The 15,770-nt window shown below is 45.8% G+C and carries 12 protein-coding genes; 11 read left to right on the forward strand and 1 reads right to left on the reverse strand.

All coding sequences use genetic code 11. The features are described 5' to 3' along the window. Positions 1–240 precede the first annotated feature (240 nt). Positions 241–1,113, reverse strand: a complete 873-nt coding sequence (locus ACDJ59_RS05660) for an AraC family transcriptional regulator (protein WP_413407925.1) — start codon at positions 1,111–1,113, stop codon at positions 241–243. Between the two features lie 697 nt (positions 1,114–1,810). Between ACDJ59_RS05660 and ACDJ59_RS05665 the strand changes: the two genes are divergently transcribed. The 11 genes from ACDJ59_RS05665 to ACDJ59_RS05715 all read left to right on the forward strand — a co-directional run bounded on the left by ACDJ59_RS05665 (position 1,811) and on the right by ACDJ59_RS05715 (position 15,691). After that, on the forward strand, positions 1,811–2,995 hold the full coding sequence (locus ACDJ59_RS05665; RefSeq protein ID WP_413409730.1) for an LLM class flavin-dependent oxidoreductase: 1,185 nt from the start codon (positions 1,811–1,813) through the stop codon (positions 2,993–2,995). 214 nt (positions 2,996–3,209) lie between these two features. Beyond that, positions 3,210–4,484: an ABC transporter substrate-binding protein gene (locus tag ACDJ59_RS05670; RefSeq protein ID WP_413407926.1), complete on the forward strand. Its 1,275-nt coding sequence runs from the start codon at positions 3,210–3,212 to the stop codon at positions 4,482–4,484. Between the two features lie 3 nt (positions 4,485–4,487). Next, positions 4,488–5,360 carry a carbohydrate ABC transporter permease gene (locus tag ACDJ59_RS05675; protein WP_017687487.1) on the forward strand — a complete coding sequence of 291 codons (873 nt, stop codon included), beginning with the start codon at positions 4,488–4,490 and terminating at the stop codon, positions 5,358–5,360. Between the two features lie 49 nt (positions 5,361–5,409). Further along, positions 5,410–6,225: a carbohydrate ABC transporter permease gene (locus ACDJ59_RS05680; RefSeq protein WP_036674932.1), complete on the forward strand. Its 816-nt coding sequence runs from the start codon at positions 5,410–5,412 to the stop codon at positions 6,223–6,225. 113 nt (positions 6,226–6,338) lie between these two features. Further along, positions 6,339–7,556, forward strand: coding sequence for an MFS transporter (locus tag ACDJ59_RS05685; RefSeq protein WP_036614537.1), 1,218 nt, complete (start codon positions 6,339–6,341; stop codon positions 7,554–7,556). 278 nt (positions 7,557–7,834) lie between these two features. Further along, on the forward strand, positions 7,835–8,722 hold the full coding sequence (locus ACDJ59_RS05690; protein WP_413407927.1) for a cell wall hydrolase: 888 nt from the start codon (positions 7,835–7,837) through the stop codon (positions 8,720–8,722). A gap of 593 nt (positions 8,723–9,315) precedes the next feature. Then, positions 9,316–9,678: a hypothetical protein gene (locus ACDJ59_RS05695; protein WP_413407928.1), complete on the forward strand. Its 363-nt coding sequence runs from the start codon at positions 9,316–9,318 to the stop codon at positions 9,676–9,678. 15 nt (positions 9,679–9,693) lie between these two features. Further along, a complete protein-coding gene (locus ACDJ59_RS05700; RefSeq protein ID WP_413407929.1) occupies positions 9,694–9,987 on the forward strand; it encodes a hypothetical protein in 294 nt (97 codons plus the stop codon). 120 nt (positions 9,988–10,107) lie between these two features. Beyond that, positions 10,108–10,989 carry a lipase family protein gene (locus ACDJ59_RS05705; protein WP_413407931.1) on the forward strand — a complete coding sequence of 294 codons (882 nt, stop codon included), beginning with the start codon at positions 10,108–10,110 and terminating at the stop codon, positions 10,987–10,989. Between the two features lie 87 nt (positions 10,990–11,076). Continuing rightward, complete coding sequence (locus tag ACDJ59_RS05710; RefSeq protein WP_413407932.1) at positions 11,077–12,267, forward strand: S-layer homology domain-containing protein; 1,191 nt, start codon at positions 11,077–11,079, stop codon at positions 12,265–12,267. A gap of 523 nt (positions 12,268–12,790) precedes the next feature. Further along, positions 12,791–15,691 carry a DUF5704 domain-containing protein gene (locus ACDJ59_RS05715; protein WP_413407933.1) on the forward strand — a complete coding sequence of 967 codons (2,901 nt, stop codon included), beginning with the start codon at positions 12,791–12,793 and terminating at the stop codon, positions 15,689–15,691. Positions 15,692–15,770 lie beyond the last annotated feature (79 nt).

Genomic DNA, 15,770 nt, shown 5'->3' on the forward strand with positions numbered 1-15,770 from the left:
AAGTTGCTGGTTCCTGGTACATGCGTCAAGACTATTGTATAGAAAGAAGGCAAGTCCCGAGTAGATGGGGCTTGCCTTTTTTAGTGGTAGATTTCGTAATGGGTTTTGCAACACTATGCTGTGCAGGATATGAAACCCAGGAGTCCATAGCAATTTGGTAAAGCGACATCTTGCACAACCGTACACAAGGCGTGGTGCATGAGGCATGGAGTATAGGCTGGGGAGCGAAAGGTCGCTCCCTCACTCTTTCGTGCTCTCCGCTGTGCGATAGCGATTGGGCGGCAGACCGACTTGCTTTTTGAACGCTTTGGAGAAGGAGAACAAGTCCGGGTAACCTACGGAATGAGCCACTTCGGTTAAGCTTAGCGGCGTCTGCACGAGCAGACGTTTAGCCTGATTCATTTTCAATTGTTGGATATATTGCACAGGGGACAGACCATAGGCTTTGCGGAACTGTTTGGCAAAATGGGTTCGATCCACACCCGCATGAGCGGAAACACCTTCCACGGAGATGCCACCTGCAAAATGAATGTCCATGTATTCCTTGCCTTTCTGGAGCCAAGGCGTGGCTGAATCCGGTTGCAATCCTTTGGTTGCGGGGGACCGGGCAATTCGGTCGAATAGAGTTAGAAACCGGGTGAGTCGTCCCAGATCGCTCGCTCCATCCTGAGGTTTGCGAACATCCTCCATGAATGAGCGCATGGCGCTTGCAGTCTCGGGGGTCAGTACACCTGAACGGTACGGTGAGTCGGGTGTAAGTCCAATTCGGGAAAGCAGTTCGGCTGCATGTGCACCATCAAATGCAATAAATATTTTCTGCAACGTGTCTTCCGGGTCCGTCCAGTACTCATGGGTAACATGTGGAAATAGACAGAACGCATCCCTGGCACGAAGGGCATGACGCTGTCCGTTCTGTATGAATGTACCTTCCCCCTCCAGTACAAACAGCAAATAATAATAAGGTGTCGTACGAGGTCCAATATGATAGTTGGTCTTGGCTATATTTCGTCCGATGCGAATCGGCCAGGCGCCACCAGCTTTCTCGAATTCAGATGGAGTGAAGAAAATAATATCCAAAAACTCATGGTGGTCCTCCTTCATGCTTTCGGTCATCAGGAACACCTCTTTATTGTATAAGTATCGTTTGTACATTCTAAAAGTTTCGCTTACAGATGTAGTTCAAAAAGTCCGCTTTTGATTACGAATCATGCCTAGTGGCATCATCAGCATCGAATATGGCATTCAGCCGAAATGTCCGTTGCTCACGTAGCTCTATCTACGCTCCGCTACTCCATTTCTAACTTCATTCCATCTTCTCGGTACTGAAAACCGGATTTTTTGAACACGTATTTAAACCTATTATACAGGTGGGTTTTATATATATTCAAGATCAGGAAGACCTAAATCTGAGAAAAGACCACAAAATGACAAAATAAAATTGCCGCGAAATGACATTGATCACAGACAAATCAATTGATATGATGTCCATACCTATTAAACCAAGTTAATTAATCGGCATTTGGAGCTTTCATACGAATAGAATGATCAGAAATTAGGCGCACTTTAAAAATAAGTTTCAAGAGGTGCCAACGTAGTGGAGGGGACGAAATCGATTCTGAAGAAGCGAAGCGGTCACCTTTATCCTAGAATTTTTACCTTTAAAAAAGGAGAATCAAAAAAATTCAAGGATAACAGTGATCGGAAGAACGATTCGTACCCGGAACGTCAAGGAGGCGTAACAGTAACTTTTTTTAACATGAGACTTTATTATTCATAGAAGGGATTGACTTTTGTGAGCGAACAGGAAGATATGAAGTTTGGATGGTTTTTGCCTACAGCAGGGGATGGTAAGTATGTAGGGGTTGCTCCGGAGCGGGAGCCGAGTCTAGATTATCTGATTGATGTGGCACAGACGGCGGAAAAGGCAGGATTCGAATTTGTACTGATTCCTACAGGGGGAGCCTGTCTGGACGCGTGGGTGGTCGGTTCAGCAGTGATGAGTCACACGAAGACATTGCGTCCCCTTGTCGCCATTCGCCCGGGATTGGTTACACCCGTGCTCGCTGCACGAATGGGAGCCGCACTGGATCAGCTCTCTGGTGGTCGCGCCATGATCAATGTGGTGACAGGCAGTTCTGTTCGCGATCTGGAGGAACTCGGCGATCCACTGGCACATGCGCATGATGAACGGTATGTCCGTGCGAGCGAGTATATGGAAGTCATGAAGCGTTCATGGACCCAATCGACGGGACTGAATCTGACGGAGTTTGCTGGAAGTGGTTCAAAATCTGGAGCAGATGCACCAAGTGATCCCAATCCTGAATTTAACGGCCAGTATTACAATTTCAAAGGACCGGTAGGCATGCCGGAGACGGTGCAAAACCCGCATCCACCATTTTACCTGGGAGGAAGTTCTCCGATTGCCAAGAAGGTCGCTGTTGAACATGCAGATACGTTCCTGATGTGGGGCGAGCCCCATGACTGGATTCAGGAGCAGATTGAAGAGATTGAGGTCATCCGTCAGCAGGTGAAAGAGGAAACGGGACAAGATCGTCAGCTCCGTTACGGCATGCGTGCTCAGGTACTCATTCGGGATACCGAAGAAGCAGCATGGGCAGCGGCTTGGGAGATTATTAGCAAAGTACCACCAGAAGCGATTGAGAAAGCCAAAGCCGCTTTTGCCGAGACGGATGCAACCAACCAACGCAGACAGAACGAGTTACGGGAACTGTCCGAGAAGCAGCAGTTTGTCGTAGGTCCTAACCTGTGGACAGGCTTGTCCGTTGTGCGTTCCGGCGGTGCGATCCTTATTGTAGGTACAGCCGAACAGGTCGCAGAGCGTTTGATGGAATATGGAGATCTGGGTGTGACAACCTTCATTCTGTCCGGTTACCCGCATCTGGAAGAGGCAGAAATCTTCGGACGGACCGTGATGCCGATCATTCGCGAGAAATGGAAAACAAGACAGAAGCAGCATCAAGTTACTACTAACTAAGTAAGTTTAACTAATTTTTTTATACGAAAACGGAGAGGACAGAAATAACGTGAAGAAGCGAAGCGTTCGCCTTTATCCCCGGATTTTTCCTTTTATAAAAAGGAATCAAATAAATCTGGGGATAACAGCGATCGGAAGGTTATTCTGTCATCGGAGTGGTCAGTATAAACATTCTTTAGTTAAAATATCAAGCATCCTCAGGAGGTCATCTTTCATGAAAAAAAATAAAAAATTAATCCTGCCGCTTGTCAGTATGCTGGTGATGTCCATCCTGCTGTCAGCTTGCGGCGGTGGGGATAACGCGTCATCTGGAGAGAACGGCTCCTCGGGTTCAGGTAAAGTTACGATCAGCTTCATGCACTGGCGTGGAGAAGATTCCGAAGCACTCAACAAGACTATTGACGCATTTGAAAAAGAAAACCCGAACATCAACGTGGAGATGCAGACACTGCCCTCCGATCAATACCAGTCCACCGTACAATCCAAAATCAGTGACGGTTCGGTAGGAGATGTATTTGCTTCCTTCCCGGGTGCACAGTTCGAAGCTTTCACCAAAGCGGGCTTGTTCACGGATCTGACCGGATCATCATTCCTGTCGGCCTACAATTCGAAGTTGATTGAATCAGGACAGCATGATGGCAAGCAATATGCGATCCCGTATCAACTCGTATATAACGATCCAATCTATAACGTAAAACTGTTTGAACAATACGGCTTGACGCCACCAACCGATTGGGAAGGCTTTCTGGCCCTTTGCCAGAAGCTGAAAGACAATGGCATCATTCCGATTGCTTTTGCCGGAGCTGACATTGGCCCAGGGCAATTCATGAATACGATGGTGATGAACAATGCACCGAGTGACGACATTTTTACCAAAGTAGAAGCGGGCGAAGCCAAACTGACAGATGAGTTTTGGGTGAAAACGTTGACTCAAATCAAGGAACTGAACGATAAAGGTTACTTCCAACAGGATGCACTGGGTACCAAAGACCCTGCGGCTGGCGCACTGTTTATTCAAGAGAAAGCAGCGATGCTGGCAAGTGGATCGTATCAATTGGCTCAGAACAAGCAGCAGAATCCTAATCTGGAGCAAAAACTGCTTGCACCAATTACGGTAAGTGCAGATCAAGCGAAGTATGAAGGGGTGCATACGACCACATTCATGCTCGCCGTGAACAGCAAATCGAAACATCCGGAAGAAGCGAAGAAGTTCCTCGAATTCCTGAGCAATCCGGAAGTGGCGAGTGACTATGCCAACCAAACGGGACAAAATGTAACGGTGAATGATGTGAAGTACGATACGCCTGAGCTTCAGGTAGCCGGAGAATGGGCAACCAAAAAGACCGTGTTCCAGCCACGGTTCACCATCCTGAACGGAGATAATCAAAAAGCAGTAACCAACTCCATTCAGGCTGTACTGAGCGGCACTTCTCCAGAAGAAGCAGCACAGCAGGCACAAGCGATCATTGATCAGCATATCGGGAAATAAACGATGAAAAACCGTCTTCAGCTATCCCTGTTTCTGATCCCCGGGTTGCTGCTGTACGTTGGATTGTTCGTATTTCCTACATTGACGGGGCTGTTCTACTCCTTTACGGATTGGGACGGGGTATCCCCGTCGTATGCATTTGTAGGGCTGGATAATTACAAGGACAGTCTCAGCAGCATCGTATTCCGCAAAGCCTTTGGTAACAACGTGGAGTTCATGTTAACGGTTGTTATTGCACAAACCTTTATTTCACTTGTCCTGGCCTTGCTCCTGGTACGCAATACCAAGACACGCATTGTGCTTCGGGCGTTGTATTTCCTGCCTGCGATTCTGTCCTCCGTATCGGTCGGACTGATCTGGGCATTTATGTATGATCCATCTATCGGACTAATCAACTATGGACTGAATGAAGCGGGGATGAGCAGCATCGCTCGTAACTGGATTGGTGATCCCAAGATCGCCATCTATTCCATCGCTGCTGTACAGGTATGGGCACATGCCGGACAGATGATGATTGTATTCATCGCGGGTCTGCAAGGCATTCCGGCAGAACTGTATGAAGCGGCTCGTATGGACGGCGGCAGCAAATGGCAGGTATTTCGTACCGTGACCTGGCCGCTGCTGGCACCTTCGGCAACGATTGTTGTGGCCTATACGACCATTCAGTCGTTCAAGGCATTTGACCTCATTTTTACAATGACGGACGGAGGCCCGAACTACGCAACTGAAATTTTGACAACATATATCTATCATACCGCCTTTGGCAGCTATTCATTTGGTCTGGCTTCTGCCGGTTCCATGATCTTCCTGGTGTTGCTCGCGCTCTTGACGCTGTTGCAGTTCAAGGCACTGCGTGCCGACCGGGTAAGCTATTAAGGTTGATGTTGGAGCATTCATCCTGCAACCGAGGCAGAAGGGAGTTCACATGTTTTTAAAATGGTTCAATCGCCTGATCTTATTGGTGTACGCGCTGCTGATTCTGGTGCCGCTGTACTTTGTATTTGTATCCTCGTTCAAAACAAGCAGCAACTTTTTCACCAGTCCGTTCAGCTGGCCGGACCCGTTTACGTGGGATAACATCACCGGCATGTTCCGCAATCAGCCGATGTGGCAATATTTCGGAAACAGTCTGGTCGTGACGCTCGGTACGGTTGCCATTGAGTTATTGCTGAGCAGCATGATTGCTTACGCTATTGTCCGCTGGGGCGGCAGTGTAGGCAAAATTGTGTTTGCTCTGTTCGTAGCAGGTCTGATCGTTCCATCCCAAGTGAGTATGCTGCCGATCTATTCCCTCACGCGTACACTCGGGTGGTCGGACAGTCTCACGGGATTGATTGTTGTATCCGCGGCTATGCTGATGCCTGTCTCAGTATTTATGCTGACAGGTTTCATGCGCATGCTCAATTCGGAGATTCTGGAAGCGGGCAGTATGGATGGAGCAAGTGAATGGAGGCTCTATACCCGGATTGCACTGCCACTGGCTGCACCTTCGCTGGCGGCAACAGCTACGTTCCTGCTCGTCATGGTATGGAATGACTTGCTTATTCCGATGCTGATGCTCAGCAGTAAGTCCAAGCTCACTTTACCGCTCGCGCTTATGCAGTTCCGCGGGGAATACGTGACGAACTATCCGATGATGCTTACGGGTGTGCTGGTAACTGCCATTCCGATGATTGCGTTGTTCCTTCTACTCCAGCGTTACTTTGTAGCAGGTCTGACAGCGGGTTCACTCAAGGGGTGAGGTATCGCAGAAATCGGAAGGAAAAGCTTATTTTGCATTGATTTCTGGAGCATTCTGCATAATAATGATTTAGTGTCAGAATGACTACATAGAGATCAAGGGAGCTATAAGTGATGAGCAAACTGGAAGTATTGCGGAATCCCAAGCAGCGCAAGCTGCTGTTCAGTGCCGGCATGAGCTGGCTGTTTGATGCGATGGAAGTTGGTATGATCTCCTTTATCGTGGCTGCACTTGCCAAGGAATGGAGTCTCAGTCCCGGACAAGTCGGCGTGCTTACGAGTATTAACTCGATCGGTATGGCGCTCGGTGCTTTGCTTGCAGGTGCACTTGCGGACCGTTTTGGACGAAAGGCCATTCTGATGTGGACCTTGCTAATCTTTACGATTGCAAGCGGTCTGTCTGCATTGGCGACTGGATTCGCCGTATTGTGTGCACTGCGTCTGGTTGCTGGTATTGGACTTGGCGGCGAGTTGCCCGTGGCATCCACACTGGTATCGGAGTCGATGCCTACAGCGGAACGGGGACGTGCCGTTGTATTATTGGAAAGTTTCTGGGCAGGGGGCTGGATTGTATCCGCGCTCATTGCCAACTTTGTCATCCCGGAGTACGGATGGAGAATTGCCTTTGCCATTGGTGCGCTTCCGGCGTTCTATGCACTGTATCTGCGTCGTGCCATTCAGGACCCGCCGCGGTACAAGAATCATACCAAGCTTCATAAAATCACGTTCCGCGAGAAAGTGGCTACCGTCTGGTCAGCACCACATCGCCGTACAACGTTGATGCTCTGGATTTTGTGGTTTACCGTCATTTTCTCTTATTATGGAATGTTCCTGTGGCTACCTTCGGTTGTGATGGCAAAAGGATTCACGTTGGTTAAAAGCTTCCAATACGTGCTGATCATGACGATCGCACAGTTGCCAGGTTACTTCACCGCGGCGTACTTCATTGAACGTTACGGGCGCAAGTTCGTACTTGTTGTGTACCTTACCTTGACTGCATTCAGTGCGATTGCGTTTGGACTGGCGACAACGGAAGCGACGATCCTGACCGCAGGAATCTGTCTTTCCTTCTTCAATCTGGGAGCCTGGGGTGGTCTGTACGCCTACAGCCCGGAATTGTATCCGACTTCCGTTCGTTCGACAGGTGTTGGACTTGCCACATCGGTTGGCCGAATCGGTGGGGTGCTTGCTCCATTAATGGTCGGTATGCTGGTTCAGCGTGAAGTGGCAATCAGCCTGATTTTCACGATTTTCTTCGTGACAATCCTCATTGGCGCAGCGGCTGTACTGTTCTGGGGCCGGGAAACGAAGGGTCAGGAACTGGCCGAGTAATTGTCAATAAATACAACGCAACTTTTGTACGGGTCTGCCTGCCTACGGAAATAACGGGTTGGACAAGCGGTATAAGGTTGATACAAGAAGGGGCATGACCATGGTGTGACCATGGGCTCATGCCTCTTTTTGTTATGTTCAGCGTCGTTTTTTCACTGCGTCATCGGTCCGATAGACTTCATTTTTTCTATATCCTATAATGACACTCGGGATGTCCAACCGTGAGGATTCAGGGGAGAGAAGTGGGATCTGGATTCAGAAAAGTGGAGGTTAATGGAATGATGAAGAATAATATTGGAATGGATCAACCGAATGAACTGAATGAAATGAATATGATAAGTGAATTAGATAGCGTGAGTGAGATAAAAGAGATGAAGGTGGTTAGCCATATGAACAGTAACGAACGGACTACAGTTGATAGCACGAATGAGGGGCTGGATCTATTAACGTTTGCTGACAACATGGAGCCTATCACTGTCAGTCGGAAAGTCACTCATGGGAAGGGGAACACGGCTGGCAAAAGAGCAGGGCGGGTCAGCATGCTTCTCGGTGCCTGCGCATTGACTCTGGGATTAACCGTGGCAGCTCCTTCTGCGGGAGCACAGAAGTTGGAACAGGGCGTTCGCAGCGAGCATGTGCTGCAATTGCAGGAGCAATTAAGCGATCTGGGCTACTTCGACGCCGGAATGACTGGATATTACGGTACGATTACCAAAAGCGCTGTCCGCAAGTTCCAGCAGGCGCAGGGACTGAGTGCAGACGGCGTTGCAGGTCCAGCGACGCTGAATAGGCTGAACAAAAAGGCCAAAGCCGAAGGCGAGACGTTACGCCAGTTGGCGAAGCTGATCCATGGTGAAGCGCGCGGAGAATCTTTTGAAGGGCAAGTCGCTGTAGGAGCGGTTGTGTTGAATCGGGTACATTCGAGTGAATTCCCGTCATCTATTTCGAAGGTTATTTTCCAGAAAGGGCAATTCACGGCTATAGATGATGGGCAGTTTAATACCAAGCCAACCCAGACCTCTTACAGGGCTGCTCGCAAGGCTTTGAATGGCGCTGATCCGACGAACGGAGCGCTCTATTATTACAATCCGAAGATTGCCACGTCGGTGTGGAGTAAGAGCAGGCCGACGCTGCTGACCATCGGGCAGCATGATTTTACGAGATGAGATAAGTTGGTGGAGAATTATTCGTAGACAGTAATTGGATACCATAGTATAACCCCGGTGGGTACTGCGAGGTGCAGGCTTCATCGGGGTTAATTTAAATTTGTATAACTTATAAGACTATAACTAGAGTTTTACCCTGAATCGAAAGTTAATGATGGTGCTAATAAGTCTAGATCTGTTGTTGTAGCCAAATCCCATGCTTGATCGGAAGGATTCAGCAATCATACCTTATACCTACCTTTTTTGAGAGTTTAGTGGTAAAATATTCTTACTATTTCCAAATATGATTGTTTTCTTTGAACCTATTAGACTAGATGAAATGGCTCTTGTATTGAATAGTAACGTACATAATTAGGAATAAAAGTGATTATTTGAATGAAGAAATTGTTATTAATTCTATTAGCAGGAGTATCTATTGTAGGTTCCAAGTATGTAACGTGTCCGAGGTGGTAGTCTACAGCAGAGACCATAAAGTAATATACAGTCTAGAATTAGTCCGACGCACTGGAGGGAACTACATTCAAATTAGAATTTCTAGTAATATTCATGTTTCACCTAGGAAAGCAGGAGCGAATTGAAAGTGAGGGAAGATTATGTACCGAATGGTGATGATCATCTTGGCTGCTATGTTGGTACTAATATTAGGGGGCTGTGCAGGTGTGAATGAGAAAAAAATAAAGGATCAAGAAATTATAAATCGGTCAGAAGCAATGGCAATTGAATATCTGAAGAATACCTATAACTTGGAAGTAACTATTACGGATAAAGAGATAATGCCTAAAATGGCCATGAGTTGGGTAACTGTGTACGGCCATGTAAAAGAGCACAAAGAGCAAACGTTTAGTGTTTCTATTAATTATGAGACAAATAAGCAAGAATCATTTATTTATAGCCAACAACTAAAGAGTGCTTTGCAAGAAGAAGGATATATTTTAAATAAAAATGCAACACAGTAGAGGGGTTAGTTACACATGGAAGCTACTGTAAGACAAGACATTACAGATCTGAATTATAGAACTATGTCCCAGATAGCCTACTTAAAAGTAGAAGAAGGTCAAGAAATTGATGTACCGGGTTGGCAAGTGCTAGATCAGAAACATAATGTATCTGGTATGGATGCTGTTACATTCTACAATCCCGAGACGAAGCAAGCAGTAATTGCATTTCGAGGAACAGAAGGGGACGCAATTCCGGCAAGATCTGTTCCAGATTTTAGAACGGATGCTTTACATATTGGTTTCCCCGAAATCGGTGCAACCATATAACGTGCAATAGATTGGAAACCGAAGTTCTGGAAAGATTTCTCACGTGGGGTTGAAGATGGGTTAGGCATTACAAAATTAAATGATTGGGTTGGCGATGTCAAAAAGACGGTAGATAAAAATGTGGGGAGCTTTAATCAACTCTATGAGGCAGAAAGCTATGTCAAGAGCATGACAGACCAACATAAAGACTTACAGTTTTCCCTAACGGGTCATTCTTTGGGAGGTGCTAATGCTCAATATGCAGCGGTATACACTGGATTAAATGCCGTTACTTTTAGCGCTCCTACAGTCGTAGCATCGCTTACTCCCGAGATGAGAAGGAAAGCAGAGGAGGGGGTATTTGATGGACAAGTGACTAACTTTATACATCCTGGAGATGGCATTGCAAGTGGTTTTTTTGGTGGTTATGAGCGGCATGTGGGGGCCACGTTTCTTATTGATTCTAACTATGCAGATGGAAATGAAAACTATGGCATTAACGTTTGGGCCAAGGTAGTGGATACGTTTTTTGAGGATGGTCCTAAATATCACGATATGAAGCACTATAGCTTCGATCAAGATGGATATATTGATAATCCTCTTTATGATGAAGTTACTGGAGAACGAGTAAATTTCTCTCCGCGAAAGCCTTCGGAGCATAATATACTTGATCACGCGCGCGAAGCATGGGACACATTGACCAAAGGATTCAAATCGGTGGCCAACGTGGTTGGTGGATACTCCGCAGGGACCATAGAGCTAACTCCTGAGGAATTGCAAGAGACTGCGGACAAATGGAGACGACAAGCTCAGGATATGAGTTGTACCTTTGAACGGATTCAACGGAACTTTTTTGAGTATACCGAGAGCAGTCATAGTCAGCGACTTGTACCCATCGTGTGGGATCTTCAAATGAGTATTAAGCAGCTGGATGAATGGCACCTGGAGCATACGTCGGAACTGGTGGACTACATTAATCAGAAGGCAGAAGATTTTATACAAGCAGATTCCGGAGCACAGTGAAAATTTACATAGTAGCAAAAGAGCCTAACCAAACTAAATCTAACTAATCGGAGAGTGGAAAAGTTGAAAAAAATAATGTTACCCATAATGAGCGCTGTAGTAGTCGTATCGACATTGATTTCTTCCCAGGCTTCTGCCGCAACAACAACCTTCAAAGATGTACAGGCTAATCACTGGGCAAAGTCTGCTATTGAATCTGCGGTTTCCAAGGGATACTTCAAAGGATACGGTAATGGATTGTTCAAGCCCAATGCTTCGGTAACAAGAGCAGAATTTGCATCCCTAATTTCACGAGTAGCCAAAGACATGACACTTCCGGAAGATGCCCAGACTGATTCATTTAAGGATCTGAAGGGACACTGGAGTAAAGCTGAGGTGGATCGGGCAGTTACTTTGGGGTTCATTAATACCAAAGACTATCCAAACGGATTTAAACCAAGTACTCCGATTACTCGCGAGGAAATGGCTAAATGGTTGAGTTCCGGATTGGTTGCTTCCAGTGCTGAGTATAAAACAGCATTTGCTGAAACGAAAGGAACGTTACTTCCAGTCAAAGAGTCGTTTAAACCAGGAATTGCTCAAGATAAAATTCCTTATCTCGCTGTTGCAATGGGAACCAACCTGATGAACGGCTTTCCAGACGGATCGTTTGGAATGGACAAAACAACAACACGAGCGGAATCTTCTGCTATTTTGCTAAGACTCGAAAATGTGCTAAAAAAAGAAGCTGTGACATTTGATGATCTAAATGAATTAAGAATGATGGGTACGAAAAAAACGAATCTTGAATTGGTATCTAGCCTGACTACAGGGAAAACTTCTATCGCTGATATTTCAGGGAAACGGAAAACGTTCCGTAACGGATCTGGTAGTCTGGTGTTCCATCGCTTAATTGGTATAAACACGTCAGAGCCTAAGAAGAAAGATAGCATCTATACATCTTTGTTCATGACTGAATTTGGGATGAATAAATACAAGAATAGTGGCTTACTTCCTGTATTCACAGAGATCACGATTTATCCTAAAAAGAATGGATTTGCCATAGGCGATTTAGTTAGTGGAGTGATTGATATGAATGGTCGAGGTATGACAATAACGAATAAGTTGGATGAGAAGTATGGCTACGTCACAGTACCAAATATTGAAACAGCGAAGTTTTTTGCTAAATACAAGAATGGTGTAAAGGTGTGGATGGTAGATTATCTTGAAATTAAAGACTTCTACGGACAATTCAATATGGACGATGGTTCATATGCAGTTATTTCAAATAACAACTAGGCAGGAATTATAAATGAAAAAGAAATGGACTGTTCTATCATTACTCGTGATAATCCTTATTTACTCCTTCGGAGTTATGTCTATTAAAACCTATGCTAACTTTAAGAACGGCTATCCAGATAAAGACATAGAAGTAAAACCAAGCGGATTAGCGAGAGGTAAGCAAACGATAAAAGTCAAAGTAAAGGGAAAAGCCGAACCTAACCCTAAGACTATCTGGACTCAGGGTGATTTTAAAATATGGCAAGCTACAAGTGAAAAATACGGTAGGGTAGAAACATACACTTATTCTTCTAAAGAATCTGCTCTTCCCTTGAAGCTTCCGGAAGATAAATTTGTTAAAGATGAGATTAACACTAAAAACTACGTACCTGAATCATTACAAGATACTGAAACAAATAATAAATTCAAGAGAGATTACGTCACGGATTTAGAAATTGATGATATTAAATACAACACTAAATCTGGAAGTTATGCAATTAAGCTGGGTTCTAAACCGAATTACAAGAAGGGCAGCTTGCTAGTGACGATAGAGACGCGGACTGGTACTGATAAAGTGGATGCAGATAATAACTCAGATTTCAAGTATAAAGACAAATGGGATTACGGTATAAGACAGGATGGGGATAAAAAATATCAAGTCGAATATCTCACACCACTAGAGATCGATTACAGTGGTTACGTTACGGAAACCAAAGAGATCCGGGTTAGAGAGGACATGCAGCTTCAATTAAATGATGTGAAATCATTGGTTGCAGAGATCCGTACGAAAGCATACGACCAAGAGGAATTCGGTAACTGGATAAACGTTTCCAAACGCGCCGACCAAATCGAATGGAGTTCTAACAAACAAAACGTAGTTTACGTAGAACCTAAGACTGGTCAAATTGTTGCAAAAAATATTGGTACAGCGGTCATCACTGCAAAATGGAAGAATTCCGAAAAAGGCCCATATTACATTTATGAAAATGTAACGATTACGGTTGGCGATACGCCACCACCCGAAATTCCGGAAACGCCAGATGCGGCATGTGCAGAGTCGCCTGTCGGAGAAATGACAGGGGAGAGAATGGACCCTAATGCAAGCGCAGTTATTAAGGCCGATCAACGTGGGAGTGAGCCATTTGACGTACTGCGAGGTATCCCTACCTCTGAAAGTTTGTATGGCAATGTATTTGGTCTAAGTTACCTATTCCAAAATAAGTTTGTGAATATGCAAGGCACTTGTACATATACCGTAGTTGTTGAAAAAACGTATAACAAAACGTGGACAGACGAAAGGAAGGTTTCGGATGGTAAAGGTGGTACGACGACGGTATCAACTCCAAGATCTAGAGATGTAAAAGTACCCTACACCTATACTGTGAAACGGGATTTCGAGTATTGGAAAATTGACACTTTGCTCGTTTATGAGATAACCGATGCGATCCTAAAAAACTATGCTCTACCACAGATTGAACTATATCCTGCTGATTATCGTAGTCCCATCTATGCGGCGGCTACGAACGGTACCTTTTACGCACCCAATACACCGGCTGTGTTAACAGCGCCTTCACAGCCAGTGCCGGGAGGGACCAGCGAACCTCCAACACCAACAGATGATCTCTCATCAATTGCGGAAGATGCTGTGCCAAAGGTCCAAGTTAAGAATGACTATTTGAAGTTTAATGGGGCTGTTGTCATGGACAACGCAAAAGTAGAAGAAACGGGGCCAACGCCAGGTCAGATCGCAGAACCCCAAATGATTGGCAAAGATGTTTTGTACAGTCCTGACAATGAAATATCCAAAACCTTGTTAAATAAGAAGGATACGCCTAGCACAGGCGAAATCCGTTATGAATTAATGAGTGGAAATGTTAATGATGGAAATGAGGAAGAAACCTTTGAAATTCCGGGGATTAACACAGTCACTGTTCATACGCCAGTCGTGAACTATTCCCTTGTTTCAGACGATCAACCTCATAATCAGAAAACGATACCGAATATGGAGCGATCTGCCCTTATTTTGGAGCGGCCGTTCACAGTCCGTATCCCCACGAGCGGACAGCATTTGGATGTCAACTCGTATCCGGGATATGGGGATCGGGATTATGCCAAATATTATCGAATCAAACAGGTGCGGTTTCCGTTTGACGTGTACAGTGCCGACCAGACACAGTTTTACCCGCGGAGTACGTGGATTGATATTCCGGTGTACGTGCTCGATACCACCTTTTATCTGCCTGTATGGGTAGACGAAGGAGATTACCAGGTGGAGTTCCGCAATATTGCAGAGAATGCACCTGCCGACTTTGAATCGATGTCCAGGAGCAATGCTCAACCCGATGCCAACACAGATCTAACCTACCATCTAGCCAGCGACGAAGTATCCGTGGAGGTCATTGGAAGGTTATACGATTTTGAAATCACGGATATTGCAGACTACAACTGGGAGCTTGTTTTCCGGCGGTTTAAAGGTAGCATTGCCCCAACCTGGATCAGCTACTGGACAGGAACGCAGGGAATTGATGGAGACAAACGAGGGAACAAACCGCAGTTTACCGTACCGATTCGCCCAGGCAGTCATCCGCTGCAAGGGTATCAGAATGTGGCTGTGAAGACAGGATATCACTTTAAGTTTGATTTCAAAACCAAGGGCAATATGTTCGGGCCTAGAGACGGTATTCGCCTGACTCCAACCTTTGATTTTGTTAGCAAAGACGGGAAAACACACGTGCCGGTAGATCTGTATTACTCGACAAACCAGCGAAGCTTTATTCGTATTGGCTCAGCAGAGGATCAAGTCAAGCGGTTTGTCATTCTCAATGATCGGTTACGTCAAGTACCTTCGGAACAGCTACGAGATACGGCGACCTACAAATATAATCGCTATGGCGAAATTCATCCAGGGATGATGAGTGAACGTACGTATCAGGAGTACTACCGGGATAAATTTACGAAGATGAAAACCCCTGTAGGCGGATACAGTCTGCTTCTGATGCCGGAGCAATTACGTACGTTTATCGGACCCAAAACGAATATTCCGACGAACGCAAGTGCGGATGTACTTCGTACAAATGCGGCCATTCAGCAGTGGTATGGAGAGTATAGTCTACCCGCGGAGCCTTACGTGGTTCAAGCAGGAACCAATCTGGCCGAGTATGGGCGCACCCATGGTGGTTTGGATGCAAAGTCACCCATCTTCTTAAAGAACGGCTATATCGTGGTGAACTTTAACTTGGAGTCGATCCAGGAAGGGAATCTGGGGGCTCCGCATCTGCAATATATCCATGCACCGCTGATGAACCAATGGTTGCTGGAAGGGTTTCAGCGTCAAGTCGAAGATAGCTATGGCAACTCGTTCACTTTAAGGGACGGAGATGTGGTGTTCTACCATGCTGATCGTTCCAGCCGAGATGATTTCAGTGCACAGGTGCCACATTAAGCGAGAACGTACAGCTAAAACAAGCACGAAATATGCCGAACGTTTAGAACACAATAGGTTGAGATAAGCAAGAAATAGA

It is taken from the genome of Paenibacillus amylolyticus, assembly GCF_047302515.1.
In the GTDB taxonomy this organism is placed as follows: domain Bacteria; phylum Bacillota; class Bacilli; order Paenibacillales; family Paenibacillaceae; genus Paenibacillus; species Paenibacillus amylolyticus_G.

Bases quoted from the DNA above. Each gene is read 5' to 3' on its own strand.
- ACDJ59_RS05670 (WP_413407926.1), top strand. From the start codon at position 3,210: ATGAAAAAAAATAAAAAATTAATCCTGCCGCTTGTCAGTATGCTGGTG.
- ACDJ59_RS05685 (WP_036614537.1), top strand. From the start codon at position 6,339: ATGAGCAAACTGGAAGTATTGCGGAATCCCAAGCAGCGCAAGCTGCTG.
- ACDJ59_RS05710 (WP_413407932.1), top strand. From the start codon at position 11,077: ATGAGCGCTGTAGTAGTCGTATCGACATTGATTTCTTCCCAGGCTTCT.
- ACDJ59_RS05680 (WP_036674932.1), top strand. From the start codon at position 5,410: ATGTTTTTAAAATGGTTCAATCGCCTGATCTTATTGGTGTACGCGCTG.
- ACDJ59_RS05695 (WP_413407928.1), top strand. From the start codon at position 9,316: ATGTACCGAATGGTGATGATCATCTTGGCTGCTATGTTGGTACTAATA.
- ACDJ59_RS05700 (WP_413407929.1), top strand. From the start codon at position 9,694: ATGGAAGCTACTGTAAGACAAGACATTACAGATCTGAATTATAGAACT.
- ACDJ59_RS05675 (WP_017687487.1), top strand. From the start codon at position 4,488: ATGAAAAACCGTCTTCAGCTATCCCTGTTTCTGATCCCCGGGTTGCTG.
- ACDJ59_RS05690 (WP_413407927.1), top strand. From the start codon at position 7,835: ATGATGAAGAATAATATTGGAATGGATCAACCGAATGAACTGAATGAA.
- ACDJ59_RS05660 (WP_413407925.1), bottom strand. From the start codon at position 1,113: ATGACCGAAAGCATGAAGGAGGACCACCATGAGTTTTTGGATATTATT.
- ACDJ59_RS05665 (WP_413409730.1), top strand. From the start codon at position 1,811: ATGAAGTTTGGATGGTTTTTGCCTACAGCAGGGGATGGTAAGTATGTA.